Annotated in this window: 30 protein-coding genes and 1 tRNA gene; 12 read left to right on the top strand and 19 right to left on the bottom strand. The window is 71.6% G+C overall.

Features of this window, described 5'->3' with window-relative positions; genetic code table 11:
- The first annotated feature begins 10 nt into the window (after positions 1-10).
- The 3 genes from ACFYXK_RS14320 to ACFYXK_RS14310 all read left to right on the top strand — a co-directional run bounded on the left by ACFYXK_RS14320 (position 11) and on the right by ACFYXK_RS14310 (position 4,215).
- A complete protein-coding gene (locus ACFYXK_RS14320; protein WP_389411409.1) occupies positions 11-1,279 on the top strand; it encodes a glycosyltransferase in 1,269 nt (422 codons plus the stop codon).
- Positions 1,276-3,489, top strand: a complete 2,214-nt coding sequence (locus ACFYXK_RS14315; protein WP_389411408.1) for an ArnT family glycosyltransferase — start codon at positions 1,276-1,278, stop codon at positions 3,487-3,489. The genes ACFYXK_RS14320 and ACFYXK_RS14315 overlap by 4 nt, the downstream gene beginning before the upstream one ends.
- A 90-nt stretch (positions 3,490-3,579) precedes the next feature.
- Positions 3,580-4,215 (top strand): TetR/AcrR family transcriptional regulator, encoded by a 636-nt coding sequence (locus ACFYXK_RS14310; protein WP_389411407.1) that lies wholly within the window; start codon positions 3,580-3,582, stop codon positions 4,213-4,215.
- A gap of 103 nt (positions 4,216-4,318) precedes the next feature.
- Here ACFYXK_RS14310 and ACFYXK_RS14305 read toward each other — a convergent pair whose 3' ends face one another.
- Both ACFYXK_RS14305 and ACFYXK_RS14300 read right to left on the bottom strand, forming a co-directional pair.
- Entirely contained in the window at positions 4,319-5,944 is a 1,626-nt protein-coding gene (locus tag ACFYXK_RS14305; RefSeq protein WP_389411406.1) for an MDR family MFS transporter, read from the bottom strand.
- Positions 5,945-5,957: 13 nt separating this feature from the next.
- Positions 5,958-6,350: a MarR family winged helix-turn-helix transcriptional regulator gene (locus tag ACFYXK_RS14300; RefSeq protein WP_389411653.1), complete on the bottom strand. Its 393-nt coding sequence runs from the start codon at positions 6,348-6,350 to the stop codon at positions 5,958-5,960.
- Positions 6,351-6,637: 287 nt separating this feature from the next.
- On the opposite strand from ACFYXK_RS14300, the gene ACFYXK_RS14295 reads away from it, so the two are divergent.
- Complete coding sequence (locus tag ACFYXK_RS14295; RefSeq protein ID WP_383507215.1) at positions 6,638-6,877, top strand: hypothetical protein; 240 nt, start codon at positions 6,638-6,640, stop codon at positions 6,875-6,877.
- Between the two features lie 7 nt (positions 6,878-6,884).
- On the opposite strand, the gene ACFYXK_RS14290 is transcribed toward ACFYXK_RS14295, so the two are convergent.
- From ACFYXK_RS14290 to ACFYXK_RS14245, 10 genes are all read right to left on the bottom strand, one after another.
- On the bottom strand, positions 6,885-7,604 hold the full coding sequence (locus ACFYXK_RS14290; protein ID WP_389411405.1) for a hypothetical protein: 720 nt from the start codon (positions 7,602-7,604) through the stop codon (positions 6,885-6,887).
- A gap of 50 nt (positions 7,605-7,654) precedes the next feature.
- Entirely contained in the window at positions 7,655-8,503 is an 849-nt protein-coding gene (locus ACFYXK_RS14285) for an RNA polymerase sigma factor SigF (RefSeq protein ID WP_383507220.1), read from the bottom strand.
- 219 nt (positions 8,504-8,722) lie between these two features.
- Positions 8,723-9,688, bottom strand: a complete 966-nt coding sequence (locus tag ACFYXK_RS14280; RefSeq protein ID WP_389411404.1) for an RNA polymerase sigma factor SigF — start codon at positions 9,686-9,688, stop codon at positions 8,723-8,725.
- 217 nt (positions 9,689-9,905) lie between these two features.
- Entirely contained in the window at positions 9,906-10,067 is a 162-nt protein-coding gene (locus ACFYXK_RS14275) for a hypothetical protein (RefSeq protein ID WP_166663145.1), read from the bottom strand.
- Positions 10,068-10,452: 385 nt separating this feature from the next.
- Positions 10,453-10,740, bottom strand: a complete 288-nt coding sequence (locus ACFYXK_RS14270; RefSeq protein ID WP_389411403.1) for a hypothetical protein — start codon at positions 10,738-10,740, stop codon at positions 10,453-10,455.
- Positions 10,741-10,917: 177 nt separating this feature from the next.
- Positions 10,918-11,002 (bottom strand) — tRNA-Ser (locus ACFYXK_RS14265).
- A 56-nt stretch (positions 11,003-11,058) separates the two neighbouring features.
- Complete coding sequence (gene tadA, locus ACFYXK_RS14260; RefSeq protein ID WP_389411652.1) at positions 11,059-11,529, bottom strand: tRNA adenosine(34) deaminase TadA; 471 nt, start codon at positions 11,527-11,529, stop codon at positions 11,059-11,061.
- 20 nt (positions 11,530-11,549) lie between these two features.
- Complete coding sequence (locus tag ACFYXK_RS14255; protein ID WP_383507229.1) at positions 11,550-12,098, bottom strand: hypothetical protein; 549 nt, start codon at positions 12,096-12,098, stop codon at positions 11,550-11,552.
- 340 nt (positions 12,099-12,438) lie between these two features.
- Positions 12,439-12,624: a hypothetical protein gene (locus ACFYXK_RS14250; RefSeq protein WP_030292405.1), complete on the bottom strand. Its 186-nt coding sequence runs from the start codon at positions 12,622-12,624 to the stop codon at positions 12,439-12,441.
- A gap of 117 nt (positions 12,625-12,741) precedes the next feature.
- Positions 12,742-13,737, bottom strand: coding sequence for a universal stress protein (locus ACFYXK_RS14245; protein WP_389411402.1), 996 nt, complete (start codon positions 13,735-13,737; stop codon positions 12,742-12,744).
- 182 nt (positions 13,738-13,919) lie between these two features.
- Between ACFYXK_RS14245 and upp the strand changes: the two genes are divergently transcribed.
- Positions 13,920-14,555: a uracil phosphoribosyltransferase gene (gene upp / locus ACFYXK_RS14240; RefSeq protein ID WP_030160225.1), complete on the top strand. Its 636-nt coding sequence runs from the start codon at positions 13,920-13,922 to the stop codon at positions 14,553-14,555.
- An 85-nt stretch (positions 14,556-14,640) separates the two neighbouring features.
- On the opposite strand, the gene ACFYXK_RS14235 is transcribed toward upp, so the two are convergent.
- Positions 14,641-15,297 (bottom strand): LytR C-terminal domain-containing protein, encoded by a 657-nt coding sequence (locus ACFYXK_RS14235; RefSeq protein ID WP_389411401.1) that lies wholly within the window; start codon positions 15,295-15,297, stop codon positions 14,641-14,643.
- A gap of 146 nt (positions 15,298-15,443) precedes the next feature.
- Positions 15,444-15,743 carry a type II toxin-antitoxin system VapB family antitoxin gene (locus ACFYXK_RS14230; RefSeq protein WP_030160221.1) on the bottom strand — a complete coding sequence of 100 codons (300 nt, stop codon included), beginning with the start codon at positions 15,741-15,743 and terminating at the stop codon, positions 15,444-15,446.
- Positions 15,744-15,831: 88 nt separating this feature from the next.
- On the opposite strand from ACFYXK_RS14230, the gene ACFYXK_RS14225 reads away from it, so the two are divergent.
- The gene (locus tag ACFYXK_RS14225) at positions 15,832-17,424 is read left to right on the top strand and encodes a helicase HerA-like domain-containing protein (protein ID WP_389411400.1); all 1,593 of its coding nucleotides are present in this window, start codon (positions 15,832-15,834) and stop codon (positions 17,422-17,424) included.
- Positions 17,425-17,490: 66 nt separating this feature from the next.
- Positions 17,491-18,423 carry a glucose-6-phosphate dehydrogenase assembly protein OpcA gene (gene opcA, locus ACFYXK_RS14220; RefSeq protein ID WP_389411399.1) on the top strand — a complete coding sequence of 311 codons (933 nt, stop codon included), beginning with the start codon at positions 17,491-17,493 and terminating at the stop codon, positions 18,421-18,423.
- On the opposite strand, the gene ACFYXK_RS14215 is transcribed toward opcA, so the two are convergent.
- Positions 18,372-18,863, bottom strand: a complete 492-nt coding sequence (locus ACFYXK_RS14215; RefSeq protein WP_037634043.1) for a cupin domain-containing protein — start codon at positions 18,861-18,863, stop codon at positions 18,372-18,374. The genes opcA and ACFYXK_RS14215 overlap by 52 nt on opposite strands.
- Before the next feature lie 78 nt (positions 18,864-18,941).
- Entirely contained in the window at positions 18,942-19,541 is a 600-nt protein-coding gene (locus tag ACFYXK_RS14210) for an HhH-GPD-type base excision DNA repair protein (RefSeq protein ID WP_389411398.1), read from the bottom strand.
- 142 nt (positions 19,542-19,683) lie between these two features.
- Between ACFYXK_RS14210 and ACFYXK_RS14205 the strand changes: the two genes are divergently transcribed.
- Complete coding sequence (locus ACFYXK_RS14205) at positions 19,684-20,502, top strand: VOC family protein (RefSeq protein ID WP_389411397.1); 819 nt, start codon at positions 19,684-19,686, stop codon at positions 20,500-20,502.
- A 57-nt stretch (positions 20,503-20,559) separates the two neighbouring features.
- On the opposite strand, the gene ACFYXK_RS14200 is transcribed toward ACFYXK_RS14205, so the two are convergent.
- Positions 20,560-21,501: a helix-turn-helix domain-containing protein gene (locus tag ACFYXK_RS14200; RefSeq protein ID WP_389411396.1), complete on the bottom strand. Its 942-nt coding sequence runs from the start codon at positions 21,499-21,501 to the stop codon at positions 20,560-20,562.
- Positions 21,502-21,858: 357 nt separating this feature from the next.
- Between ACFYXK_RS14200 and ACFYXK_RS14195 the strand changes: the two genes are divergently transcribed.
- Both ACFYXK_RS14195 and ACFYXK_RS14190 read left to right on the top strand, forming a co-directional pair.
- Positions 21,859-22,716 carry a helix-turn-helix domain-containing protein gene (locus tag ACFYXK_RS14195; RefSeq protein WP_389411395.1) on the top strand — a complete coding sequence of 286 codons (858 nt, stop codon included), beginning with the start codon at positions 21,859-21,861 and terminating at the stop codon, positions 22,714-22,716.
- The gene (locus tag ACFYXK_RS14190; protein ID WP_389411394.1) at positions 22,713-22,970 is read left to right on the top strand and encodes a DUF397 domain-containing protein; all 258 of its coding nucleotides are present in this window, start codon (positions 22,713-22,715) and stop codon (positions 22,968-22,970) included. The genes ACFYXK_RS14195 and ACFYXK_RS14190 overlap by 4 nt, the downstream gene beginning before the upstream one ends.
- Here the strand turns inward: ACFYXK_RS14190 and ACFYXK_RS14185 are convergent.
- Positions 22,957-23,385 carry a hypothetical protein gene (locus ACFYXK_RS14185; protein ID WP_389411393.1) on the bottom strand — a complete coding sequence of 143 codons (429 nt, stop codon included), beginning with the start codon at positions 23,383-23,385 and terminating at the stop codon, positions 22,957-22,959. The genes ACFYXK_RS14190 and ACFYXK_RS14185 overlap by 14 nt on opposite strands.
- Before the next feature lie 246 nt (positions 23,386-23,631).
- Here ACFYXK_RS14185 and ACFYXK_RS14180 point away from each other — a divergent pair, with 246 nt between their 5' ends.
- Together ACFYXK_RS14180 and ACFYXK_RS14175 are read left to right on the top strand one after the other, a co-directional pair.
- Positions 23,632-23,823 carry a DUF1059 domain-containing protein gene (locus ACFYXK_RS14180; protein ID WP_266627798.1) on the top strand — a complete coding sequence of 64 codons (192 nt, stop codon included), beginning with the start codon at positions 23,632-23,634 and terminating at the stop codon, positions 23,821-23,823.
- A 142-nt stretch (positions 23,824-23,965) separates the two neighbouring features.
- A complete protein-coding gene (locus tag ACFYXK_RS14175) occupies positions 23,966-24,385 on the top strand; it encodes a molybdopterin-binding protein (protein ID WP_389411392.1) in 420 nt (139 codons plus the stop codon).
- Between the two features lie 8 nt (positions 24,386-24,393).
- Here the strand turns inward: ACFYXK_RS14175 and ACFYXK_RS14170 are convergent, their stop codons facing one another.
- Positions 24,394-24,840: a molybdopterin-dependent oxidoreductase gene (locus ACFYXK_RS14170; protein WP_389411391.1), complete on the bottom strand. Its 447-nt coding sequence runs from the start codon at positions 24,838-24,840 to the stop codon at positions 24,394-24,396.
- Between the last annotated feature and the right edge of the window lie 66 nt (positions 24,841-24,906).

Raw genomic sequence — 24,906 nt, 5'->3', positions numbered from 1 at the left:
GAGTCGGTGCATGCCAACCGACACCTCCTCCGGCGCACTCCCGGCACGGGCGCACCTCGCGCCCGTGCCCGGCGAGCCCGTACTCGACGTGGTGATCCCGGTGTTCAACGAGGAGCAGGACCTCGGCCCGTGTGTGCGCCGGCTCCACGACCACCTCACCCGCACGTTCCCGTACCCGTTCCGCATCACGATCGCCGACAACGCGAGCACCGACCGCACCCCCGAGGTCGCGGCCGGCCTCGCCGCCACCGTCGACGGCGTACGCAGCACCCGGCTGGAGGAGAAGGGCCGCGGCCGCGCCCTGCGCACCGTCTGGTCCCGCTCCGAGGCACCCGTCCTCGCCTACATGGACGTGGACCTGTCCACCGACCTCAACGCGCTGCTGCCGCTGGTCGCCCCGCTGATCTCCGGGCACTCCGACCTCGCCATCGGCACCCGCCTCGCCCGCTCCTCGCGCGTGGTGCGCGGCGCCAAGCGGGAGTTCGTCTCCCGCGCCTACAACCTGCTCCTGCGCTCCTCCCTCGCCGCCCGCTTCAGCGACGCCCAGTGCGGGTTCAAGGCCATCCGGCGGGAGGTCGCGGAGCGGCTGCTGCCGCTGGTGGAGGACTCGGGCTGGTTCTTCGACACCGAGATGCTGGTGCTCGCCGAGCGGGCCGGGCTGCGGATCCACGAAGTGCCGGTGGACTGGGTGGACGACCCGGACTCCACCGTGCACATCGTGAGCACCGCGACCGAGGACCTCAAGGGGATGTGGCGGGTGGGCCGGGCCCTGGCCGTCGGCGCGCTGCCGCTCGACCGGCTCGCCCGCCCCTTCGGCGACGACCCGCGCGACCGCAGCGCCCTGCCCGGGGTGCCGCGCGGGCTGGCCCGCCAGCTCCTCGGCTTCTGCGTCATCGGGGTGCTGTCCACGCTCGCCTACCTCGCCCTGTACTCCCTCTTCCGGCTCGGCGCCGGACCGCAGCTCGCCAACGCCGGCGCCCTGCTGGTGTCCGCCGTCGCCAACACCGCCGCCAACCGCCGGCTCACCTTCGGCGTCCGCGGCCGTGACCGGGCCGTCCGGCACCAGGCCCAGGGCCTCGTCGTGTTCGGCGTCGGGCTGGCCCTCACCAGCGGGTCGCTCGCCGCCCTCGGCGCAGCCACCGCCGATCCCTCCCACAGCACCGAACTGGCCGTGCTGATCACGGCCAACCTCGCCGCGACCGTGCTGAGGTTCCTGCTCTTCCGCGCCTGGGTCTTCCCCGAGCGGCGCGCCACTCCCGCGAAGGACGACACCCGATGACCACCGCCGTACCACCCATGGACTCCCCGTTCCCCGAACGGGCCCCGGCCGCGCCGCCTGCGCCGAGCGCCACCGCCGGTACCGCGGCCGCAGGGCGCCCCCGCTGGGAGCGGCCCGCGTACGTGGCGCTCCTGCTGGCCACCGCCGTCCTGCTGCTGTGGAACCTGGGCGCCTCCGGCTACGCCAACTCCTTCTACTCCGCCGCCGTCCAGGCGGGCAGCGAGAGCTGGAAGGCCTTCTTCTTCGGCTCTTCCGACGCCGGGAACTCCATCACCGTCGACAAGCCCCCGGCCGCCCTGTGGCCCATGGCCCTGTCCGTCCGGCTGTTCGGGCTCGGCGGCTGGCAGATCCTCGTCCCGCAGGCCCTGATGGGCGTCGGCACCACCGCCGTGCTCTACGCCGCCGTACGCCGCCACTTCGGGCCCGCGGCCGCGCTGCTCAGCGGCACGGTCTTCGCACTCACCCCGGTCGCCGCGCTGATGTTCCGCTTCAACAACCCGGACGCGCTGCTGGCCCTGCTGATGACCGTCACCGTCTACTGCGTCCTGCGCGCCCTCGACGGTGCCCACACCAAGTGGCTGGTCTGGGCCGGTGTCGCGGTCGGCTTCGCCTTCCTGACCAAGACCCTCCAGGCCTTCGTCATCCTGCCGCCGCTCGCCCTCGTGTACGCCGTCTGCGCGCCGACCCGGCTGCGCCGCCGGCTGGGCCAGCTGCTGCTCGCCGGAGCCGCCATGGCGGTGGCCGGCGGCTGGTGGGTCGCGATCGTGGAGCTCTGGCCCGCGTCCTCCCGCCCGTACATCGGCGGCTCGCAGACCAACTCCTTCCTGGAGCTGACCCTCGGCTACAACGGCCTCGGCCGGATCAACGGCAACGAGACCGGCAGCGTGGGTGGCGGCGCCCGCCCGGGTGGCGGCGCCGGTGGCGGCGGGGGCTGGGGAGAGACCGGCATCGACCGGCTCTTCTCGGCAAACATCGGCGGGCAGATCTCCTGGCTGCTCCCCGCGGCCCTGGTCATGCTCGTCAGCGGACTGGTGATCACCTGGCGGGCCCGGCGGGCCACCGACTCCCTGGAGGGCATGGCCCGCGCGGCGTTCCTGGTGTGGGGCGGCGCCCTGCTGATCACGGGGCTCGTCTTCAGCTACATGCAGGGCATCTTCCACGAGTACTACACGGTGGCGCTGGCGCCGTTCGTGGCCGCGCTGGTCGGGATGGGCGTGGCCATGCTGTGGGAGGAGCGGGGCAGCAGGGCCGCCGCGCTGACCCTGTCCGCCACCCTCGCCCTGACCGCGTGGTGGTCGTACGTCCTCCTCGGCCGCTCGACCGGATACCTGCCGTGGCTGCGTTGGACCGTCCTCGTGGCAGGCCTCCTCGCCGCCGCCGCCCTGCTGCTCGGCGCCCGGCTCGGCCGCCGGTTCGCGCTGGGCGCCGCGGCGCTGGGGCTGGCGGCCGTGCTGGCCGGTCCGCTCGCGTACTGCCTGACGACGGTGGACTCCACGCGCGGCGGGTCGATCGTGACGGCCGGGCCCGCGGTCTCGGGCGGCCGGGGCGGCATGGGCATGCGCTTCGGCGGCGGTGAACTCCCGCCCGGCACGGCCCCGCAGGGGGCGTTCCGGGGTGGCCCGCAGCAGGGCCAGCAGGCCGGCGGTCCGCAGGGCGGGCCCCGGCAGGTCCCCGGCGGCCAGGGCTTCCCCGGCGGTCAGGGCGGTCAGGGCTTCCCGGGTGGCCAGGGGGCTGCCGGGGGGCGCGGTGCACGCGGGGCGGAGAACTTCGCGGGCGGCCCCGGTGGCGGCGGCCCCGGCGGCCTGCTGAACGGCACCAAGGCCGGCAAGGAGGCCACGGCGGCCCTGCGCAAGGACGCGGGGAAGTACACCTGGGCGGCGGCCGCCGTCGGCGCGCAGAACGCGGCGAGCTACCAGCTGGCCTCGGGCGAGCCGGTGATGCCGGTCGGCGGGTTCAACGGCAGCGACCCCTCCCCGACGCTCGCCGCGTTCCAGGAGTACGTGCGCACCGGAAAGATCCACTACTTCATCGGCGGCAACGAGGGCGCCGGCGGAGAGGGGCAGGCCATGCGTGGCGGCGGCGGCCCGGGCGGCGGCACCAGCAGCGCCATCTCGAGCTGGGTCCAGGCCAACTTCAGGTCCACGACGGTCGGCGGAGCCACCTTCTACGACCTGACCGCCCCCCTGAACGGCACGTCCGCCCCGTCCTGATCCTGCCGAAACGCGACCGAGACCGCTTAGCATCAAGTGGGCGGACCGGGCATTCCGGGCTGATCCAGCTGTCGTGAGGAGGGTGCCTCCATGGTGACCGCGGCCGATCCCGGCAAGGCCCGGACCAGCGTGTGGCTGGCCGCCGGGCACACCGCACCCGCCAGACGCCGCACCGAGGCTCCCTCCGGCCTCGACCGGGAGCGGATCACCGGCGCCACCGTACGGCTGCTCGACGCCGAGGGGCTCGCCCGGTTCTCGATGCGGCGGCTCGCGGCCGGGCTCGGGGTCACCGCGATGTCCCTGTACTGGTACGTCGACACCAAGCACGATCTGCTCGAACTCGCCCTGGACCGCGCCCTGGGCGAGCTCCCGCTGCCCCGGACCGCGCCGGCCGAGCCCGTCCGGGAGGGCTGGCCCGGCCGGCTGCGGTCGCTGGCCTGCGGCTACCGGCGGCTGCTGGCGCAGCACCCCTGGGTGGCTCCGCTGACCGCCGCGTACCCGAACATCGGCCCGCACGCCCGGGCCTTCGACTCCGCCCTGCAACGGCTGCTCGACGCCACCGGCCTGGCGGGCGCCTGCCGGACCGGCGCGCACCTGGCCGTCTCGCAGTTCCTGCACGGCTGCGGGGGCGCCGCCCGGCGGGTGCCCGACGGGGACTTCGTCCTCGCGCTCGACGTGCTGATCGCGGGCATCGAGGCGAAGGCCGCCGCCCGGCCGGGCGCGTAGAGAACCCCCGCCGGGTGCCCGCCCCGCCCGGTTGGGCGGGACAGGGGCCGTCCGACGGGGGCCGCTGGATGTCGCTGGGTGCCGCTGGGTGACGCCGGTGGTGCTACTCGGCCGAGGAGGCGGCAGAGGCCGCCGCCGGGGCGTGGGCCGCCGGCTTGGACTTCAGTGCGACCTCCTTGATGAACAGCACCAGGACGAGCGCGAGCAGCGCGGTGGGCGCGGCGTAGAGGAAGACGTCGCCGACGCCGTGCCCGTACGCGGACTCGATGACCGTGCGGAACGGCGCGGGCAGCTTGTCGAGGTCGGGGATCCCGCCGCCGGCGGTACCGCCGTGGCCCATCGCCGCCGCCTTCGGGCCGAGTTCGGCCAGCCCGTCCTTGACGTAGTGGGTGACCCGGTTGGCCATGACCGCGCCGAGCGCCGAGACGCCCATGGCGCCGCCGAGCGAGCGGAAGAAGGTGACGACCGAGCTGGCCGCGCCCAGGTCCTCGGGGGCCACCTGGTTCTGGGTGGCGAGGACGAGGTTCTGCATCATCATGCCGAGGCCGAGGCCGGTCAGCGCCATGTAGATCGCGATGTGCCAGTACGGGGTGTCGTACCGCAGGGTGCCCAGCAGTCCGAGGCCGGCCGTCAGCAGGACGCCGCCGGAGACGAGCCAGGCCTTCCACTTGCCGGTCTTGGTGATCACCTGACCGGAAACCGTGGAGGAGACGAAGAGCCCGCCGATCATCGGAATCGTGAGGATTCCGGACATCGTGGGGGACTCGTTGCGGGCCAACTGGAAGAACTGGCTGAAAAAGACCGTGCCCGAGAACATCGCGATGCCGACGAACAGCGAGGCGGCGGAGGCGAGGGAGATGGTCTTGTTGCGGAACAGGCGCAGCGGGATGATCGGGTCGCTCGCCCTGGACTCGACGAGGAGGAAGAGCAGGCCGAGCACGACGGCGCCGCCGGTCATCGCCGCGGTGGTCCAGGAGATCCAGTCGTACGAGTCGCCGGCCTGCGTGACCCAGATCAGCAGCAGGGACACGGCCCCGCTGATCAGGAAGGCGCCGAGCCAGTCGACCTTGACGTCGCGGCGGACGACCGGGAGGTGCAGGGTCCGCTGGAGCACGATCAGGGCGATGACCGCGAACGGCACGCCGACGTAGAAGCACCAGCGCCAGCCGAGCCACGAGGTGTCGGTGATGACGCCGCCGAGCAGAGGGCCGCCGACGGTGGCGACGGCGAAGACCGCGCCGAGGTAGCCGCTGTACCGGCCGCGCTCGCGCGGGGAGATCATCGCGGCCATCACGATCTGGGCGAGGGCCGACAGACCGCCGACGCCGATGCCCTGGACCACGCGGCAGGCGATGAGCATGCCGGTGTTCTGGGACAGGCCCGCGACCACGGAGCCGAGGACGTAGATCACCAGGGATATCTGGACCAGCAGCTTCTTGCTGAAGAGGTCGGACAGCTTGCCCCAGAGCGGGGTCGCCGCCGTCATCGACAGCAGGGCGGCGGTGACGACCCAGGTGTAGGAGGACTGGGTGCCGCCGAGGTCGCTGATGATCTGCGGCAGGGCGTTGGAGACGATCGTGGACGACAGGATCGCCACGAACATGCCGAGCATCAGCCCGGACAGCGCCTTCATGATCTGCGGGTGGGTCATCGGGGCGGGTGCGGGGTGGTCGGGCGTGGTCTGCGACCGGCTGCCTTCCTGCACACCGGTGGGTGCGGTCGTCGCCATGTGGGTCCTTTGTCTAGAAGCTCGATCGGAGCCGGGTCAGCAGGGTGTTCAGTACGTCGATGTCGTGGGCGGACCAGTCGGCCAGGGCCCTTTCCAGCGCGCCGGTGTAACGGGCGCCGAGCTCTGCGAGGAGCGCGTGGCCGGCCGGGGTGAGCCGCAGGATGCGGCAGCGGCCGTCGCCGGGGTCGATGTCGCGGGTGATCCATCCGCGGTCGGCGACGTGGGCGACGTGGCGGCTGGTCACCGAGATGTCGATGGCCATGAGGTCGGCGAGGCGGCCGAGCCGCATTTCGCCGTGGCGGTCGAGCAGGGTGAGGACGGCGGCGGAGCCCGGAGGACAGTCCGCAGGGAGCATGCGGGCGAGGTCGCGCTTGACCGCGCCGATGCCGGTGAGCTGGCGGGCCAGTTCCTCGTAGCGGCTGGGGTGGGGTGGCCGCGGCGGATGTGGTGCAGGCGGTGCTTCCCGTGCAGGTGGTGCCTGCGGTGTGGGTGGTGCTTCCCGTGCAGGTGGTGCTTGCGCTGTGGGTGGTGCTTGCAGTGCGGGTGGTGCCTGCGGCGCCTGGGTGGTCATCGGCCCCTCCTCTCCTCATGTTGTTGCTTAGGGCAACCATAGGATCAATTGGTTGCTACAGGCAAATGAATCGAGGGGGTGGGGCGGTAAAGGAATCGGAAAACCCGCTAGGGTCCTGAGCCATGGCTGCGAACCACAACTCACAGGGCCCCGAGGGCAACTACGACCCCGCGGGCAGCACTCAGATGTTCCGGGCGTTCGTCGAGGAGGCCGCACCGGCCGGGCCGGGGCCCGCGGTGCAGGGGTCTCGGCGGCGGCAGGGCTCCGGGTCGGGCTCGGGGTCGAAGACCGGGCTCTGGCTGGGGCTCGGGGTGGCGCTGCTCGTGGTGGTGGGAGCGGTGGCCTGGCTGGCCCTGTCGTAATCCCGCGTCAGGTCCAGGTGGCCGTCGCCGTCCGGGTTTCCACGTGCATGCCCAGGGGGACCCGCCAGGATTCGACGCAGACCGTGTAGGTCTGCGTCTTCGTCGTGCCGCCCGGGATCGGGGCCGGCAGGGGCTGGGCCGTGGTGATCGTGGCCCAGTCGATGCCGAGGGCCCCGATGATGTGCGTCGCGAAGGACACCGTGCCCGAACGGGCCGGTGTCGTCCCGGTGTTGGTGAACGCCACCGTGACCTCCTCGCACCAGCGGTCGGCCGCCGGGGTGCGGGTCGGCGGGCTCAGGGTCAGCCTCGCCGGGGTGGCCGGCGGTGTCGTCCCCGGCTTGGGTGCCGGGGTTCCCGGGGCCGGGGCGGTCGGGCTCGCCCCGGGCGGGGGCTGCGGCGGCGAGGCCGTCCTCGGCGGGGTCGTCCCCGGAGGTGTCGTCCCGGGCGGGGTGGTCGTGGCTCCGCTCCGGGCGGAGGCGGCAGGACTCTGCGAATCCGGGGCACCGGCCGACGTACTCGTGGTGGAGGAAGGGGTTCCGGCCAGCTGCTGGAACTCCACCGGCGCCTGGGGCGCGACGTTGTCGCCCGCGCGGCGCTCCGGGCCGGGGGCGACGGCGCCCGCGGCGGCGTAGCCGTCACGTGCCGGGCCGCCGCACCCGGTCAGGCATGCGGCGGCCAGTACGGGCAGCGTGAGGACGGTGAGGGCTCGGCGTTCCCTGCGCAGCATCGCGGCAGTTTGACTGACTGTGGGTCAGATGGGAACCCCCGGTGCGGCGGCTATTCGCCGATCAGGCCCACCCGGAGCTGCGCCAGCGTGCGCGTGAGCAGCCGCGAGACGTGCATCTGGGAGATGCCGACCTCCTCGCCGATCTGCGACTGCGTCATGTTCGCGAAGAACCGCAGCATGATGATCTGCCGCTCCCGGGGCGGGAGTTTGGCGAGCAGCGGCTTCAGCGACTCGCGGTACTCGACGCCCTCGAGCGCGGTGTCCTCGTAGCCGAGGCGGTCCGCGAGGGAGCCCTCGCCGCCCTCGTCCTCGGGGGAGGGCGAGTCGAGCGAGGAGGCGGTGTACGCGTTGCCGACGGCGAGGCCGTCGACGACGTCCTCCTCCGACACTCCGAGCACCGCGGCCAGTTCCGGCACGGTCGGCGAGCGGTCGAGCTTCTGGGCGAGCTCGTCGCTGGCCTTGGTGAGGGCGAGGCGCAGTTCCTGGAGCCGGCGCGGGACGCGCACGGACCAGGAGGTGTCCCTAAAGAATCGTTTGATCTCTCCCACGACGGTCGGCATCGCGAACGTCGGGAACTCCACGCCGCGTTCGCAGTCGAACCGGTCGATCGCCTTGATCAGGCCGATCGTGCCGACCTGGACGATGTCCTCCATCGGCTCGTTCCGGCTGCGGAAGCGAGCGGCGGCGTACCGCACCAGGGGCAGGTTCAGCTCGATCAGGGTGTCGCGTACGTACGCCCGTTCGGGGCTGTCCGCGTCCAGGGCGGCAAGTCGCTGGAAGAGGGAGCGGGAGAGGGTGCGGGTGTCGATGGCTTCCGAGCGGTCAGACGCTGCAGGTGCTGTCGGCGCAGGGCTCTTGACGAGCGTGAGCACCTTGGAGCTGCCCTGGTCTACGGACATGCCACCCCCTTGAGGTCGCGGACGGTCGCGTACGGCGCGCCCGTCGGAGGAACGCAGCCTCCACCTGAATACCGGAGGCGGGGCTGCGGCAAACGCGGTTCAAGCAGAATGTCACATGTCGGCAACGCGCTGTAGCGCCAAGTCGACATATATCTCCAGCGACAGAGCGGAATGAGCCCATTCCATGGGAAACGGAGGAACGATCTCCACCCGTTTCAGCTACGCCTCGATCCTGTTTGCGGACCGGAGCCGGGCGAAGCTGCGGGCGAGCAGCCGGGACACGTGCATCTGCGACACCCCGAGCTCGGCGCTGATCTGCGACTGCGTCAGATTGTTGTAGTACCGCAGCAGCAGGATCCTTTGTTCACGTTCGGGCAGTTGTACGAGCAGGTGCCGTACGAGGTCCCGGTGTTCGACCCCGGCCAGCTCGGGGTCCTCGTAGCCGAGGCGGTCCAGCAGGCCCGGCAGCCCGTCGCCCTCCTGGGCGGCCTCGAGCGAGGTGGCGTGGTAGCTGCGCCCGGCCTCGATGCAGGACAGCACCTCGTCCTCGGTGATGCGCAGCCGCTCGGCGATCTCGGCCGTGGTCGGTGTGCGCCCGTGCAGGGTGGTGAGGTCCTCGGTGGCGGCGTTCACCTGGACCCACAGCTCGTGGAGCCGGCGCGGCACGTGGACGGTGCGGACGTTGTCGCGGAAGTACCGCTTGATCTCGCCCACGACGGTCGGCATCGCGAAGGTCGGGAACTGCACACCGCGGTCGGGGTCGAACCGGTCGATCGCGTTGATGAGGCCGATGGTGCCGACCTGGACCACGTCCTCCATCGGCTCGTTGCGGCTGCGGAAGCGGGCGGCCGCGTACCGGACGAGCGGAAGGTTCGCCTCGATGAGGGCCCCGCGCACCCGGTGGTGCTCGCTCGTGCCCGGCTGAAGGCCCTTCAGCTGCCCGAACAGGACCTGGGTGAGGGCTCGGGTGTCCGCGCCCCGGCTCTGCGGTCTCGGGGCCGCTGGAGGCTCTTGCGGGGGGTCCTGCTGGGTCGGGACCTGGGAGTCCGGCTGGGCGTCGCGCGCGGTGTCGTGCCGAGGGGCGTGCGGGGCGTCCTTCGGGCCGCGCGGCGCCTCGTGCTCCGGGCCGTGCTGGGGGTCCTGCTGGGGTGGCACCTGAGGCGCAGTACTGGCCGGCACGGTCACGCCACCCCTTCATGTATCAACTCATCCGTCAAAAGCGGTCATAGCATCACAAGACATGTGCACTGTGTGCAAGCACCGTATATCGCCGTGTTGAGGGCAAGTTGGGCATAATGGGGTGTTTTGGATAGGGCCATCACGGGGGGTGCGGGAACGCAAAAGCCCCCCACCCGTCGGAGTGGGGGGCCGGTCAGTCCGGAAGCCGCGTCAGCGTACGGGTTCAGCGCACCAATTCGGTCATGAACGCGCCGATGCCGTGGGCCGCGTCCGATATGCCTTGGAAGCCTATTTTCACGATGTCGGCCGCCTTCACCGGCTGGGTGATGATCACGAAGAGCACGAATACGACGAGCCCACCCGTGATCATCTTCTTGGTGTCCATGAGCGGTGTCGGCCTCCCCAACCGGTCCTGCGCAGTCGGGTGAGTCTATCCGGCCGGGTTCGCACACTCACCAGGCCTTTATGGACCAATGACCCGGTGGTCCGGGTCCTTTGCCGCCGGGCGGGCGGCCGCGGGTGGCGCAGGATGGAAGACGAGCCCACCGGTTCTGGCAGGAAACCGGTGGGCGAGGGACAGGACCTCACTGCGGGGTCCGGGCTGCGAGCTTCCCCCTGACTGCGGCCCGGACTGGCAGGTTCCGTCCTCGTCGGGGGAAGTGGATTGTCCCCCCGATGCCACTTCCCCCGTACCTCGAAGGCCCCGACCCCGGTCGGGGCCTTCGAGGTACCAGGGGGTGCGGACCGTCCCGTACCGGCTGCCGCTGCGGCTATTGGATGGCGCCGAGCAGGCCCAGGACGGGCTCCACGGGGGCGATCACGGGCGACAGCTGGTTCGGCAGGTCCATCAGCCGGCCGAGCTTGTCCAGCTCGTTGAGCTTCGAGCCGATCTCCTGGACGGAGCCGGGCGTGGCCCCCTGCGGCATGCCCGGGGCGGCCTGCGGCAGGTCCGGGAGGGTGATCGGGGCCGCGGGGGCGGCGGAGGCGGCCGGTGCGGCGAGGCCCGCGGCGGCCCCCGCGAGGGCGAAGGCGGCGAGCATGCGCTGGGTCTTGGTCATGCCGTGACAACGGCCGAGCGGGCGCCCGGTCACGCGGCCGTCATCCGTAAAGACGCGTCGGGGTGCGCCGGGCGGGCCGAGTGCGCCGGGTGCCGGGTGCCGGGTGCCGGGTGCGCCGGACCTGCCCCGGACACGCCGGAAGCCCCGTCCCTTGCGGGGCGGGGCTTCCGGTCGAAGCGGTAGTGGAGGGATTTGAACCCCCGATGGGTTGCCCCATACTCGCTTTCGAGGCGAGCTCCTTCGGCCACTCGGACACACTACCGAGATGGATCCTAGCCTACGGATCCGCATCAAATGAAATCGGTGCCCCGGGGCGCCTCAGAGGTCGCGGAAGAAGTCCGTGAGCTGCCGCGCGCATTCCTCGGCGAGCACGCCGCGGACCACTTCCGGACGGTGGTTGAGCCTGCGGTCCCGTACGAGGTCCCAGAGCGACCCCGCGGCTCCCGCCTTCTCGTCGTCGGCGCCGTAGACGACCCGGGCCACCCGCGACTGCACGAGCGCGCCCGCGCACATCACGCACGGCTCCAGGGTCACCACGAGGGTGCATCCCGCGAGCCGCCATTCCCCGCGCCGGGCGGCCGCCCGGCGCAGCGCCACCACTTCGGCGTGCGCCGTGGGGTCGCCGGTGGCCTCGCGCTCGTTGTACCCGGTGGCGAGGAGCTCCCCGTCCGGGCCCAGCACGACGGCGCCGACCGGCACGTCGCCGGCCGGCACCGCCCGGGCGGCCTCCTGGAGCGCCAGGCGCATGGAGTCCCGCCACGGGTCCCGTACGGGATCGGGGCCGTGCATGGGGTGGTGCGTGGTGATCACTAGCGGACGGCCTCCAGCACCTCGGTGGCGCCGAGGGAATCGGCGATCTCCGAGAGGGCGTCCCCGTCGAGGGTCATCAGTTGTTTGTGGCTGACGCCGAGGTCGTCCAGCAGTCGGGGGTCGCCGAGCGGGCCGGCCGGTACCGGTTCCGCGCCGGGCGAGTCCTCCTCGTCCCCGTCGTCATCGGTGTCGGTGAACGCGGCGATCGTGTCCTCCTCGCCGTCCTCGGTGCCGTCCAGGTCCAGTTCGTCGAGTTCGTCGTCCTCCTCGTCGCTGCCCAGCAGCTCGTCGGTCAGCATCGAGCCGTAGGAGCTGCGGGAGGCCGCGGAGGCGTTCGACACGAAGTACCGCGGGTCCTCCTCGCCGTCCACGCGGACGACGCCGAACCAGGCGTCCTCCTGCTCGATGAGGGCGACCACCGTGTCGTCGTCGACAGCGGCGGCACGGGCGAGATCGATCAGATCACTGAGGGACTCGACGTCGTCGAGTTCCATGTCGCTCGCTTCCCACCCGTCTTCGGTGCGCGCGAGCAGTGCGGCGAAATACACCGTGACTCTCCCACTGGTCATAGGCGTGCCGGTTGGAGGTCCCCCCGGCCGGAGGTGGGAAGGGTTGGAACGGCTGTCCTGCTCGCCGTTTCGTGCCCCGCCCAATCGGCATCGTGGCAGAAACGGCGGCTTTGCGAGAGGTCTTCCGCGCTTGCGTCGTGCCGTGCCGCTTGCCGCGGGGGGTGTACAGGGGCTGCGGGGCGGGCCTGCGGGGCCGCCCGGGATCCCGTCGGACCCATCGGCGCGGCGCCGTTGTCGGGGGCTCTGCCCCCGCGCCCCCGCGCCTCAAACGCCGGCGGGGCCGGATTCTGCCCGGCGGGGCCGGGTTCACCAGCCGGGTTCACCAGCGGAAGGTGCGCATGCGCATCTGCTGGCGCATGCGGGCGGCGCGGGCGCGGCGGGGCTGTACGCGGTCGCGCAGGGCCCGCGCCTCCATCAGGTCGCGCAGGAACTGCGCTCGGCGCGCTCGGCGCTGCGCCGCGGTCTCCGGCGCGTCGTTCTCCCGGCTCGGCTGCGTGTCGGGCATCGGCCACCACCCCAGGCTGGTCCGGTCGTCCTCCTCCGCCGGCGCGAAGCAGACCCCCCGCACCCCACCTTCCCCCGGACGGGCCGATTGATGCCACCCCGTCGCAGCTCAGAAGGGTTACGAGTCGTCCGACAGGGTGGGGACCACCGCCACCGGGCCGTGCGCGTGGTGGAGCACCGCGTGGGCCACCGAGCCGATCATCAGGTGCCCGACGCTGCGCCGCGGGTGGTGGCGGCCCACCACCACGAGGGCCGCCGACCGGGAGGCCGTCACCAGACGCTCCGCCGGGTCGCCCGGGACCGCCGCCTGCTCCACCCGCACCTGCGGCCACCGGGCCCGGAACGGCACCAGCCGCTCCGTCTGGGAGCGCAGCATCTCCCGCTCCGCCGGTACCGCGTCCCCGTCGTCGGCCAGCCCCTCCGGCGGAATCACCTGGAAGGGGCTGTCCATCACCAGCGTCGGCGCCGGCGGGATCGCGTACGCCGAGACCACCTGGACGGTGGTCCCCCGTGCGGCCGCTTCCGTGAAGGCGAAGGCCAGGACGTCGTCCGCGGTCTCCGCGGCGTGCAGGCCGAGCACCACCCGCCCGGCGGAAGCGGCGGAATCGGCAGATCCGGCAGATCCCGCGGCGCCGGCGGACGGCTCGGCCGGCTCGGACGCCTCGGCCGGCGCGCTCCGCGCCGCGTGCGGGACCACCACCACCGGGCACGCCGCCGACGAGGCCAGGGCGCGGCTGTTCGAGCCGAGCATCAGGGCCGCGAAGCCGCCGCGGCCCCGGGAGCCCATCACCAGCATCAGGGCGTCCTCCCCGCTCACCCGCAGGGCCTCGGGCACGGAGCCCTCCAGCGCGTCGTACCGCACCTGCTCCGGCAGTTCGGGGGCCTCGGCCAGGATGCCCCGTACCCGCTCGCCGACGGGGTCGGCGTACTCCTCCGGCTGCGAGGGGTCGGCGAGGGAGGAGCGGCGCGCCGCGTACAGCTGGGCGGTGTCGGGCAGCACGTGCGCGACGACGAGGCCGGTGCGGTGGCGCAGGGCCGCGGTCCGGGCCCATTCCAGCGCCCGGAGGCTGTGATCGGATCCGTCGACCGCCGCGACCACCGGTGCATTGCTCATCCGTCCAGCGTGCTGGGCGTCCGGGCGGGTCGCATCCGCAGGCCCGGCCGGAGGCGCCTGCGCCGGTTCGTACGCACAGGGGTGCGCACACCGCGTAGCCTTTTGACCGTGGGTCGCGAAAAAGTGCGACCGTTTTTGCAGGTCGCAGGTCGAAACCCGGCAGCTGAGCCTTGGAGGATGTTGTGCGTTTGCAGGTCGTCGATCACCCCTTGGTGGCGCACAAACTGACCACCCTGCGCGACAAGCGCACCGACTCCCCCACCTTCCGTCGGCTCGCCGACGAGCTGGTGACCCTCCTCGCGTACGAGGCCACCCGCGACGTGCGCACCGAGCAGGCCGACATCGTCACGCCGGTCGGCCCGACCACCGGCGTGAAGCTCTCGCACCCGCGCCCGCTGGTCGTGCCGATCCTGCGCGCCGGTCTGGGCATGCTGGACGGCATGATGCGGCTCCTGCCGACCGCCGAGGTGGGCTTCATGGGCATGGTCCGCAACGAGGAGACCCTCGAGGCATCCACGTACGCGACGCGCATGCCGGAGGACCTCTCCGGGCGGCAGGTCTACGTCGTCGACCCGATGCTCGCCACCGGCGGCACGCTCGTCGCGGCGATCCAGGAACTGATCAAGCGCGGCGCCGACGACGTCACCGCCGTGGTGCTGCTGGCCGCGCCCGAGGGCGTCGAGGTCATGGAGCGCGACCTCGCGGGCACGCCGGTGACGGTCGTGACGGCCGCGGTGGACGAGCGGCTCAACGAGCACGGCTACATCGTGCCGGGCCTGGGCGACGCGGGCGACCGCATGTACGGCTCGGCCGAGTAGGACCCGTACCGACCGCCGACGGTCCCGTACCCGTAATGCCGACAGCCGGCCGCCTTCTCGGCGGCCGGCTGTTCGCGTCAGGGGGTCAGCAGGTCTTGGCGGGCGCGGGCTGGGGGTTGGCCAGCAGGTACAGCTCCTTGTCCGCCGCCTCCTTCGGGCTGAGCTCCTTGAAGGCGTCGCCGAGGATCAGGTCGATGTCGGCGCCCTCGCGGGCGTCGGTCTGCTGCGTATCGCCCTCGAGCTGCGTGCCCAGTACGGAGAAGGCCGCCTTGTCGGTCTTGGGCGAGCCGAGGAGTATCCCCGTCCCGGGGACCTTCTTGTCGAAGTCGGCGGGGGCGTTGCCGACGTTGGCGACGGTGAAGCCGCGCTTCTTCAGCTCGTCGGCGACCGCCTTGGCGAGGCCCGCGCGCGGGGTCGCGTTGTAGACGTTGACCGTGATCTCGCCGGGCTGGGGCAGTGCCACGGCCGGCTTGGCGGCGGCGGCGGCGGTGGCGGCCGCCGCGGCGCCCGCCCTGGGCTTCGGGGTCGCGCAGTCCTTGCCGGCCGCGACGGGCTTGCCGCTCCCGCCGCGGAACACGTTCATGAGCTGCAGGGTTCCGTAGCCCAGCAGGGCGAGACCGAGGACTGCTCCGAGCACGGTGAGGACGATCCGCCGACGCCGCCGGGGGCGGCTCATGCGGGGATAGGCCGCTCCCGTGACGCGGTACTTTCCGCCCATGCCGGGGGGAGTGAGCATGCTCATGGGCGCAGCGTAATACCGCCCGCTGCCGATGCCCACCAAATGATCTGTTGATAGGGCAAGACCGACCCGAAAGGCGCAATTTGCGCGAAGCGGGACGTGCAGTGCTCAGGCCCCGCCCCGGTGGCGCCTGCGGGGAGCTCCCGGCCTCAGTAGTCCATTTCGAGGACGCGGGCGTGCAGCACCTGGCGCTGCTGCAGGGCCGCGCGCACGGCGCGGTGCAGACCGTCCTCCAGGTACAGGTCGCCCTGCCACTTCACGACGTGGGCGAAGAGGTCCCCGTAGAACGTCGAGTCCTCGGCCAGCAGCGTCTCGAGGTCCAGTTGTCCCTTGGTCGTCACCAACTGGTCGAGCCGGACCGGGCGCGGGGCGACATCCGCCCACTGCCGGGTGGTTTCCCTGCCGTGGTCGGGGTACGGCCGCCCGTTTCCGATGCGCTTGAAGATCACACGGAAAGCCTACCGGGCCGGTGCCTGCGGGCGCAGCCTCGCTAAGCCGGTGCAAAAGTGGCAGACAGGGCTATTTCGGGAGTGATGCATGAGCGAGAGCACCGACCCTGCGTCTGCGGCCGACCAGATCGCCGCCGGGTACGCCTTCACCGGACCCGCGCTCGAACTGGGTGCCCTGCTCTGGGAAGGCGCCTGCCTGCCGGACCGGCAGATCCGCATCCCGCTGTCGATGCTCAACCGCCACGGCCTGGTCGCGGGCGCCACGGGCACCGGCAAGACGAAGACCCTCCAGCTCATCGCCGAGCAGCTGTCGGCGGGCGGCGTCCCGGTGTTCCTCGCCGACGTCAAAGGGGACGTCTGCGGGATCTCGGCCCCGGGCACGCCCAGCGAGAGGATCGCGGAACGGGCGAAGGAAGTCGCCCAGGAGTGGGAGCCCACCGGATTCCCCGGCGAGTTCTATTCGCTGGGCGGGATCGGGCCCGGCATTCCGCTGCGGGCCACCGTGACGAGTTTCGGCCCGGTGCTGATGTCGAAGGTGCTCCGGCTCAACCAGACCCAGGAGCAGTCGCTCGGCCTGATCTTCCACTACGCCGACTCCAAGGGACTGGAGCTGATCGACCTCAAGGACCTGCGGGCCGTCGTCGCGTTCCTCGTCTCCGACCAGGGGAAAGCCGAGCTCAAGGGCATCGGCGGGCTGTCCACGGTGACGGCCGGGGTGATCCTGCGCGCCCTGACCGCGTTCGAGCAGCAGGGCGCCGCGGAGTTCTTCGGGGAGCCGGAGTTCGACACCGGCGAATTCCTGCGCACGGCCCCCGACGGGCGCGGGCTGGTCTCCGTACTGGAACTCCCGGCGGTCCAGGACAAGCCGCAGCTGTTCTCCACGTTCCTGATGTGGCTGCTGGCCGACCTCTACACCGACCTGCCGGAAGTCGGCGACCTGGAACGGCCCAAGCTCGTCTTCTTCTTCGACGAGGCGCACCTGCTGTTCAACGGCGCCTCCAAGGCCTTCCTGGAGTCCATCACGCAGACGGTCCGGCTGATCCGCTCGAAGGGCATCGGCGTCTTCTTCGTGACGCAGACCCCCAAGGACGTGCCGGCTGACGTCCTCGCGCAGCTCGGCAACCGGGTGCAGCACGCGCTGCGCGCCTTCACCCCGGACGACGCGAAGGCGCTGAAGGCCACCGTGAAGACCTTCCCCAACTCCCCGTACGACCTGGAGGAGCTGCTGACCGGGCTCGGGACGGGCGAGGCGGTGATCACCGTACTCAGCGAGAAGGGCGCCCCGACCCCGGTGGCGGCGACCCGGCTGCGCGCCCCGCAGTCGCTGATGGGCCCGATCGACGCGGCGGCCCTGGACACGGCGGTGAAGTCCTCGCCCCTCTACGCGCGGTACGCGCAGGCGGTGGACCGCGAGTCGGCGTACGAGAAGATCAGCGCCGAGCAGGCTGCGGCCGAGGCGGCTGCGGAGGCGGCCGCGGCCGAGGCGGCGGCCGAGAAGCAGGCCGAGAAGCAGGCCAAGGAGGCCGCGAAGGGGGCGCGCGGCGCACCGAAGCCCGAGCCTTCGCTGGCCGAGCAGGTGGTGGGGAGCGGGCTGTTCCGCTCACTGGCCCGCTCGGTCGGGACCCAGCTGGGGCGGGAGATCTCACGGTCGATCTTCGGGACGGCGAAGCGGCGCAGGTGACGGATCCGATGACCGGATCCGCAGCCGGGTGCCCCGGAAGGCGCCGTCGCTGACAGACTTCGCCCCATGCGGACCGAACTCACCGACACCACGTCCAGCAAGATCGACCGGGCCCTGCTCGAGGCCCGCCGGGCCATCGGCAGTCCCACGATGGGCCTGGTGCTGACGCTCGTCATCGCCACCGACGAGGAGAACGCGTACGACGCCGTCCGCGCGGCCTCGGAGGCCTCGCGCGAACACCCGTGCCGCATCATCGCGGTGATCAAGCGCACCTCGCGCGGCCCGCAGAAGCTGCGCCAGACCCGGCTGGACGCCGAGCTGCGGGTCGGCTCGGACGCCGGGACCGGGGAGATCGTGCTGCTGCGCCTGCACGGCGCGCTCACCGAGCAGGCGGGCTCCGTGGTCCTCCCGCTGCTGGTGCCGGACGCGCCGGTGGTGGTGTGGTGGCCGGGCGATGCCCCCGCCGACCCGGCGCGGGACCCGCTGGGCGCGCTGGCGCAGCGCCGGATCACCGACGCGGAGGCCGCCGCCGACCCGGTCGCGGTACTGGACGAGCGGGGTGCCTCGTACGCCCCGGGGGACACCGATCTCGCGTGGACCCGGCTGACGCCGTGGCGGGCGCTGCTGGCCGCCGCGATGGACCAGAAGCCGCTGCCGGTGACGGGCGGGGCGGTGGAGAGCGAGGCCGACAACCCGAGCGCCGAGCTGCTGGCCCGCTGGCTCGAGGACCGCCTGGGGGTGCCGGTGGAGCGGGTCACCACGGACGGACCGGTGATCACGCGGGTCCGGCTGGAGAGCACCGCGGGGGAGATCGTGGTGAACCGTCCCGACGGGGCGCTGGCCACGCTGATCCTGCCGGGCGGCCCCGACCGCAAGGTGGCCCTGAAGATCCGCAGCAAGGCCGAGCTGATCGCGGAGGAGCTGCGGCGCCTCGACGCGGACGAGGTCTACGCGTCGGCGCTGCGCAGGCGGCCGGCCCAGGCGTCGCTCTCCGCGTAGTGGTTGTCGTACGTGGGCTGGCTGTCGATGATGTCCTGGACGGTGGCCTCGCCCGCGCGGACCCGGCCGAGCAGCCGGTAGTAGTCGAAGCGGCCCATGCCGGGCGTGAAGCCGACGAAGACGCTCGCCGTGTGCCCCGGGGAGGGCGCGAAGGCGTGCTTCACGCCCGCCGGGACGGACAGGAAGTCCCCGGCGGTGAGGGTCTTGACCTCGTCGCCGACGAGTACGTCGAGCCGCCCGGCGGTGACGTGGAAGAACTCGGTCGCCTTGGTGTGGAAGTGGACGGGGGCGCCGGCCGCGCCCTCGTCGAAGGTGGCGGTGTTGCAGGTGAGTTCGGCGGTGTCGGTGAGCAGGGTGATGACGCTGCCGGGGCCGTCGGTGATGGTCTCGGCGGTGGCGGCGCGGGTCAGGATCTCGTTCTTCTCGTTCGTCATGACCATGAATCTACGGGGTCCTTTGACCGGTGACAGGGGCCAATTTACGCCGAAGATTCCCGGTCAATTTCCGGTCGGTCCCGGTCAGTCGACGTTCTTCTCCGCCTTGGCGGCCTTGGCTGCGGCCTTCATCTCCTGCTTGTGCGCCCGCACCTTGGCCAGGGACTCCGGCCCGGTGATGTCGGCCGCCGAGCGGTAGACGTTCGCCGGGCCGTAGCCGCCGGCCGCCTCGCGCCACCCCTTGGGGCGCACGCCCAGCTGTTTGCCGAGCAGGGCCAGGAAGATCTGGGCCTTCTGCTCGCCGAACCCGGGCAGCTCCTTGAGCCGCTTCAGCAGCTCGTCCCCGGTCCCCACGCCGCGCCAGATCGCCTCCGCGTCCCCGTCGTAGTGCTCCACGATGTACGCGCACAGCTGCTGCACCCGCTTCGCCATCGACCCCGGGTAGCGGTGCACGGCCGGCTTCTCGGAGAGCAGCGCGGCGAAGGCCTCGGGGTCCTGGGCGGCGATGGCATGGGCGTCCAGATCGTCCGACCCCATCCGCGTGGCGATCGTGTACGGCCCCGAGAACGCCCACTCCATCGGCACCTGCTGGTCCAGCAGCATGCCGACGAGCGCGGCGAGCGGGCTGCGGCCGAGGAGCTCGTCGGCCTCCGGCTGCTGGGCCAGCCGCATCGTGATGTCCATGGACCCAGCGTCCCGCGTGGCCGCGTTCCCCGCGCGGTCGCCGCACCGTGGCCCTAGCGTGAGAACCGCGCAAAACGCGACCCACGACACAAACACGACGACAGACCACGGACAGACGACACGACACAGGAGTCGATCGATCATGGCTGAGTTCCCGGAAGGCGCTCCGTGCTGGGTGGACGCGATGTTCAAGGACGTGGAGGGCGCCAAGACCTTCTACTCCGACGTGCTCGGATGGACCTTCGGTGAAGCCTCCAGCGAGTACGGCAACTACACGCAGGCGTACTCCGACGGCAAGGCCGTGGCGGCCGTCGTCCCGCCGATGCCGGGCGGTGAGGCGCCGTCGCAGTGGTGTCTGTACTTCGCCTCGCCCGACGCGGCGGCCACCGCCGAGAAGATCAAGTCGGCCGGCGGCGAGCTGATGATGGAGCCGATGCAGGTCGGCACCTTCGGCACGATGGCCATCGCCAAGGAGCCCAGCGGCGCGGTCTTCGGCGTCTGGCAGCCCGGCGAGCACAGGGGCTTCGAGAAGGTCGGCGAGCCGGGTGCGTACGCCTGGGCGGAGGTCTTCAGCCGGGACGTCGGCAAGGTGGACGGGTTCCTCCCGAAGGTCTTCCCGTACGGCGCCCAGAAGATGGAGCCCGGCGACGACCCCGAGATGGCCGGGATGGACTACAAGATCTACAGCGTCGGCGGCAAGGAGAACCCGGTCCTCGGCCGGATGAACATGGGCAAGGAATTCCCGCCCGAGATTCCCTCGTACGTCCAGGTCTACTTCGGGGTCCCGGACTGCGATGAGGCGGTGGCCAAGGCGAAGAAGCTCGGCGGCACCCTCCACTTCGGCCCGATGGACAGCCCCTTCGGCCGTTTCGCTGCGCTGACGGACCAGCAGGGCGCGGCCTTCGCGGTCATCGACATGTCGAAGACGACCGGCGAGATGCCGAAGATGTCGGACGCGTAGCCGCCCCCTCGGGACGGGGCGGGGCCACGCGACGGGTGGCCCCGCCCCCCTGCGCAGTCATGCGGGGGTGCAGCCCTTGCAGGTGCCGGGAGCCGGGGCGCGGAAGGCGCGGTCGCATTTCTCGCAGGTCTGGAAGGGGTCCGGTACGACGGACGGCTCTCTGCGGGCCAGAGGTGGCAGGAGGGGCGGGAGCTGGGTCGTCAGGCGGTGGGCGATCAGGCCCGGTGGGTTGCGGGGGTGGTCCGGGAGGTTCGCGGTGAGGGCGTCGGTCACCGCTTGGTGGGTGGCGCCGCGCTCCAGCCAGGCCTCGACGCCGCCCGCGAGGCGTTGGACGTCCCGGGCGCCGAGGAGCAGGCGGGGGTCGGCCCGGCGGAGTTCCGCCAAGACCTCCTCGGCCAGCTGACGGCGGGCCGGGTTGTGTGGGTTGCGGGGCGCCGGGAGGGACGCGGCCCGGGGTTTCGCGGGCGGGGACGGCTGCCGGGGTGCCGGACCGGGCTCCGGATCCGGTGCGGGGTCGGGGGCCGGTCCGGGCGCCGGCTCCGTTCGGGGCTCCGGTCCCGGGTCGGGTCCCGCGTCGGGGTCGGATTCCGGTTCCGCGTCGGGCTCGGGTCCGGGCTTCGGCTCGGGCTGCGGTGCGGGGTTCGGGTCCGGCCGGGTGACGGCCTTCGGGGCGTTGCAGAACACCGTACGGGTGACGATCCGCCCGTCCGGGAGCTTCTCCTGGAGCCGCCGCAGGTACCCGTACGCCTCCAGCTCGCCCAGCGCCTTGGCGATCGCCTTCTCGCCGAGGGGCAGCTGCCTGGCCAGGGCTTTGATGCCGACCGGGGTGCCACGGGGCACCGACTGGATGTACGAGGCGAGGGCTCGCGCGTTCATCGACAAGTGGGGATGCCGGATCAGGTCGTTGCTGACGACGGTGAAATTCCGGGTCTGCCGGACGTTGGCGTGTTGAACGCCGTACGCGGCGGGCGAGGGAGCGTTAGAGTGCTGGAAAGCCATCGGGAAGTTGGATCCTTCTCGTGGTCAGGCCCTCGCACTGGGATTGCCGTCCCGGCGGGGGCCGTCCTATGTCTGGAGTTTGTCGGGGCGAGCATGTGCCAGGCAACTGCCATGTAATCCAGTCGAGTTGGGTCGATTCACCCGTGTGAGTGAGCGGCGCGCCGGGGAGGCTGGAGGGGCAGGGCAGGAGTTCTTTCTCCCGGTACTTCCAAAGAAAGCGTCGTGACGCGCCGGGTCGCGCCCGGGCGCGACCCGCCTGCGCGAGCGGTCCGCACGCATGTCCACGACTTTGTCCAAAGCTGTCGGGACTGCCTCAACGCGAGTGACGGGTAAGGCGCGTTGAGGAGGTGGGTGCGCATGGGCGTGGACAGTGACGGTACGGAAGAGCACAGCTGGTCCGTGGACCCCGAGGACGAACAGGGCGCGGCGGTGGTCGCGGCGCTCGGCCGTCAGATGCGGGCGAGGCGGGAAGCGCTGGGGATGCGGGTCGGCGACCTCGCGGCGGTGATCCAGTACGGCGAGGCCCTGATCTACAAGGTCGAGGGCGGCAAGCGGATCGCCAAGCCGGAGTACTTGGACAAGGTCGACGACGCGCTCAAGGCCGGCGGCCTGATCCGGGCCATGCGGGAGGACCTCGGGCGGGTTCGATACCCGAAGAAAGTCCGGGACCTGGCCAAGATGGAGGCCCTGGCCGTCGAGGTCGGTGCCTTCACCATTCAGGGCCTGCACGGCCTTCTGCAGACCGAGGACTATGCGCGTGCGCTGTTCGAGATGAGGCAGCCCTCCTACTCACGCGACGAGGTCGAACGCGGAGTCGCCGGACGCATGGCTCGCATGTCGATCTTCGAGCGGGTGCCTGCGCCGACGCTCGGATTCGTCCAGGAAGAGGCAAGCCTTCGCCGCCCGATCGGAGGCACAATGGTCATGCGTGGACAGCTCGAACGCCTATTGGAACTAACCGAGTTGCGGAACGTGACTCTTCAGGTGATGCCGATGGGTCGTGAAGGCCACGCGGGAATGGAAGGTCGGATCGAGCTGCTGAAGTTCGCTGACGGTACGGCGGTGGGACGCTCCGAAGGAGCATTCAACGGACGCCCTGTGTCCGACCCGAAGCGGCTCCGGACCCTTGACCTGCGGTATGGCATGCTCCGGGCCCAGGCGCTGACGCCCTGGGAGTCGCGCGCCTTTGTCGAGCAACTGCTGGGAGAGACATGATCCACAAGGCCGAGCTGGACTGGTTCAAGAGCAGTTACAGCAGTAGCAGCGACATCAACGACTGCGTCGAAGTGGCGTGGGTCAAGAGCAGCTACAGCGATGGCAGCGAAGGCGACTCCTGTGTCGAGGTGGCGGCGTGCCCCGAGGCCGTGCGCGTGCGGGATTCCAAGGTGCTCGACGGGCCCCAGCTGGCGCTCACGCCGCGGGCCTGGGCCGGTTTCGTCTCGTACGCGCGCGACGTCAGCCCGCGTTGACGGCGGCGTGGGAGGCCGCGCGGTAGCAGCGGGAGCCGACGGAGAAGTCGAGCGTCGGCTCCAACGTCGCGGTGTGGGCGGTGACCTCCACGAAGAAGTGTTCGGTCTCGTTCGTGGCCCGGATCTCGTCGGGGCCGTCCTTGCTGATCTTCCAGCCGTTCTCGCCCAGCGCCTTCCGCAGGTTCTGCATGCCGGCGTCGTACTGGTCACTGGTCATGCCGCCCACCGACCAGCGGTGCTCTAGGGCGTACAGGTCTTGGCCGTACTCGTCGCAGACCACGAAGCCCATGCCTGTGCGGGGCTCGGTGACCTTGCCCTTGACCCCGGCCATCTCCAGCAGGCGGGCGGAGACCTGCCTCGTCTTCGCGCGCGCCGGGTCGGGATCCATCCGCTCCGGCGTGTAGGGGAGCTCCATGATGTTCGAACACCCCACGGACAGCGCCAGCAGCGACGCGAAGACGGCCGTGACGAGACGCCCCGTACGAGATGCCCGTGTCGAGTGTTTTCTTTCCGCGATTCGCCGCATCCGGCCCGTCCCCCTGGTGGTCCCCGGCCCTGACCGTACCCGGCGGCTCGGGCGCATCCCCTCCCCCTCCCCGTGGGCCCGGCTTTCGCCGCGTGGGGAAGCGGAGGATCGTGGGGAGTGGAAGGGAGGCGCGTCATGCGCAAGGTCATGGACTGCAGGGAGTACCCCAGCGACATCGGGTGCACCCTGACCATCACGGGTGAGGAAGACGAAGTCATGGGGGCGGCCGTCCAGCACGCCGTCGCCGTACACGGCGAAGAGGACACCCAGGAGTTCCGCGACGCGCTGCGCGGGATGCTGAAGCCCGAGGTACCCCAGCACGCCTGAAACCGCAGGGGCGAGCCGCACGGGTGGTTCCGGCTGGCGGATGCGATGGGTCGAATGCACGCCGGGCCGGGGGTGCTTACGGTCGATCTTGTGCGGTTCCCCCGGACCGTGCGAGGTCACTACCGAAGAGGTCGAACACCCCATGAGCCTGAGCATCCGCAACCAGATCGCCGGCACCGTCACCGCCGTCACCGCAGGTGAGGCCATGGCCACGGTCAAGGTCCGTCTGGAGGGCGGTCAGGACATCACCGCCGCCATCACCGCCGACGCCGTGAAGGAGCTCGGCATCGCCGAGGGCTCCGCGGTCAAGGCGCTCGTCAAGGCCACCGAGGTGGCGCTGGCCACCGCCGCCGTCGACGGCATCAGCATCCGCAACCAGCTGGCCGGCACCGTCTCCGACGTCGCCACCGGGGGCGCCATGGCCTCCGTCAAGGTGGACGTGAACGGTGGCGGGCTGACCGCCGCCATCACCAAGGACGCCGTCGAGGCGCTCGGCCTGGCCACCGGCTCGTCCGTCGTCGCGCTGATCAAGTCCACCGAGATCTCGCTCGCGACCGCCTGAGCCCGCGCTCACAGCCCGAGGTTCGGCGGCGACAGCGCGCCGAACCACACGTGCGTCACCGCGCTGACGTAGCGCGCCCCGCACCGGTCCGACGGCACCACCAGCTGCGCGCCCGCCTCGTCGAGGTCCTCCCCGTCGAGGCGGGTCGCCAGCAGCACCGGGCTGTCGCCGAAGTCCGCGTCGAGCTCGGCCCAGGACAGGACGCTGTGGTGCCCGTCCCCGCCGCTGACCGCCAGCAGGAAGCGGCTTCGGTCCTTGCGCCGGCGCGCGTCGAAGGACGGCCCGGCGTCAGCGACCACGTCGCGCAGCAGCGCGCCCTCGAACACATGGTGCTGCGGACCGTTCGTCGCGCAGTCGAACGTGACCGAGGCCCGGTGCTGTACCCAGTCCCGCAGGTCCGCGACGCTCAGCGTCGCCGGGTGGTCTAGATCTCCGTGCAGCATGAGTTTGGCCATGTGCAGATGATGCCCGGGGCCGGTCATTCCGGAACCTCATCTGCAAGGTTGATGGCTTGATACAAC

The organism is Streptomyces sp. NPDC002209 (assembly GCF_042890265.1).
Taxonomy (GTDB): domain Bacteria; phylum Actinomycetota; class Actinomycetes; order Streptomycetales; family Streptomycetaceae; genus Streptomyces.
This window is presented reverse-complemented; position numbering and strand designations above follow the sequence as displayed.

What these genes read in the sequence shown, in the direction of transcription:
- ACFYXK_RS14320 (WP_389411409.1), top strand. Translation starts at nt 11, where the DNA reads ATGCCAACCGACACCTCCTCCGGCGCACTCCCGGCACGGGCGCACCTC.
- ACFYXK_RS14315 (WP_389411408.1), top strand. Translation starts at nt 1,276, where the DNA reads ATGACCACCGCCGTACCACCCATGGACTCCCCGTTCCCCGAACGGGCC.
- ACFYXK_RS14310 (WP_389411407.1), top strand. Translation starts at nt 3,580, where the DNA reads ATGGTGACCGCGGCCGATCCCGGCAAGGCCCGGACCAGCGTGTGGCTG.
- ACFYXK_RS14305 (WP_389411406.1), bottom strand. Translation starts at nt 5,944, where the DNA reads ATGGCGACGACCGCACCCACCGGTGTGCAGGAAGGCAGCCGGTCGCAG.
- ACFYXK_RS14295 (WP_383507215.1), top strand. Translation starts at nt 6,638, where the DNA reads ATGGCTGCGAACCACAACTCACAGGGCCCCGAGGGCAACTACGACCCC.
- ACFYXK_RS14290 (WP_389411405.1), bottom strand. Translation starts at nt 7,604, where the DNA reads ATGCTGCGCAGGGAACGCCGAGCCCTCACCGTCCTCACGCTGCCCGTA.
- ACFYXK_RS14285 (WP_383507220.1), bottom strand. Translation starts at nt 8,503, where the DNA reads ATGTCCGTAGACCAGGGCAGCTCCAAGGTGCTCACGCTCGTCAAGAGC.
- ACFYXK_RS14275 (WP_166663145.1), bottom strand. Translation starts at nt 10,067, where the DNA reads ATGGACACCAAGAAGATGATCACGGGTGGGCTCGTCGTATTCGTGCTC.
- ACFYXK_RS14270 (WP_389411403.1), bottom strand. Translation starts at nt 10,740, where the DNA reads ATGACCAAGACCCAGCGCATGCTCGCCGCCTTCGCCCTCGCGGGGGCC.
- tadA (WP_389411652.1), bottom strand. Translation starts at nt 11,529, where the DNA reads ATGCACGGCCCCGATCCCGTACGGGACCCGTGGCGGGACTCCATGCGC.
- ACFYXK_RS14250 (WP_030292405.1), bottom strand. Translation starts at nt 12,624, where the DNA reads ATGCCCGACACGCAGCCGAGCCGGGAGAACGACGCGCCGGAGACCGCG.
- ACFYXK_RS14245 (WP_389411402.1), bottom strand. Translation starts at nt 13,737, where the DNA reads ATGAGCAATGCACCGGTGGTCGCGGCGGTCGACGGATCCGATCACAGC.
- ACFYXK_RS14235 (WP_389411401.1), bottom strand. Translation starts at nt 15,297, where the DNA reads ATGAGCATGCTCACTCCCCCCGGCATGGGCGGAAAGTACCGCGTCACG.
- ACFYXK_RS14225 (WP_389411400.1), top strand. Translation starts at nt 15,832, where the DNA reads ATGAGCGAGAGCACCGACCCTGCGTCTGCGGCCGACCAGATCGCCGCC.
- opcA (WP_389411399.1), top strand. Translation starts at nt 17,491, where the DNA reads ATGCGGACCGAACTCACCGACACCACGTCCAGCAAGATCGACCGGGCC.
- ACFYXK_RS14215 (WP_037634043.1), bottom strand. Translation starts at nt 18,863, where the DNA reads ATGGTCATGACGAACGAGAAGAACGAGATCCTGACCCGCGCCGCCACC.
- ACFYXK_RS14210 (WP_389411398.1), bottom strand. Translation starts at nt 19,541, where the DNA reads ATGGACATCACGATGCGGCTGGCCCAGCAGCCGGAGGCCGACGAGCTC.
- ACFYXK_RS14205 (WP_389411397.1), top strand. Translation starts at nt 19,684, where the DNA reads ATGGCTGAGTTCCCGGAAGGCGCTCCGTGCTGGGTGGACGCGATGTTC.
- ACFYXK_RS14200 (WP_389411396.1), bottom strand. Translation starts at nt 21,501, where the DNA reads ATGGCTTTCCAGCACTCTAACGCTCCCTCGCCCGCCGCGTACGGCGTT.
- ACFYXK_RS14195 (WP_389411395.1), top strand. Translation starts at nt 21,859, where the DNA reads ATGGGCGTGGACAGTGACGGTACGGAAGAGCACAGCTGGTCCGTGGAC.
- ACFYXK_RS14190 (WP_389411394.1), top strand. Translation starts at nt 22,713, where the DNA reads ATGATCCACAAGGCCGAGCTGGACTGGTTCAAGAGCAGTTACAGCAGT.
- ACFYXK_RS14185 (WP_389411393.1), bottom strand. Translation starts at nt 23,385, where the DNA reads ATGGAGCTCCCCTACACGCCGGAGCGGATGGATCCCGACCCGGCGCGC.
- ACFYXK_RS14180 (WP_266627798.1), top strand. Translation starts at nt 23,632, where the DNA reads ATGCGCAAGGTCATGGACTGCAGGGAGTACCCCAGCGACATCGGGTGC.
- ACFYXK_RS14175 (WP_389411392.1), top strand. Translation starts at nt 23,966, where the DNA reads ATGAGCCTGAGCATCCGCAACCAGATCGCCGGCACCGTCACCGCCGTC.
- ACFYXK_RS14170 (WP_389411391.1), bottom strand. Translation starts at nt 24,840, where the DNA reads ATGGCCAAACTCATGCTGCACGGAGATCTAGACCACCCGGCGACGCTG.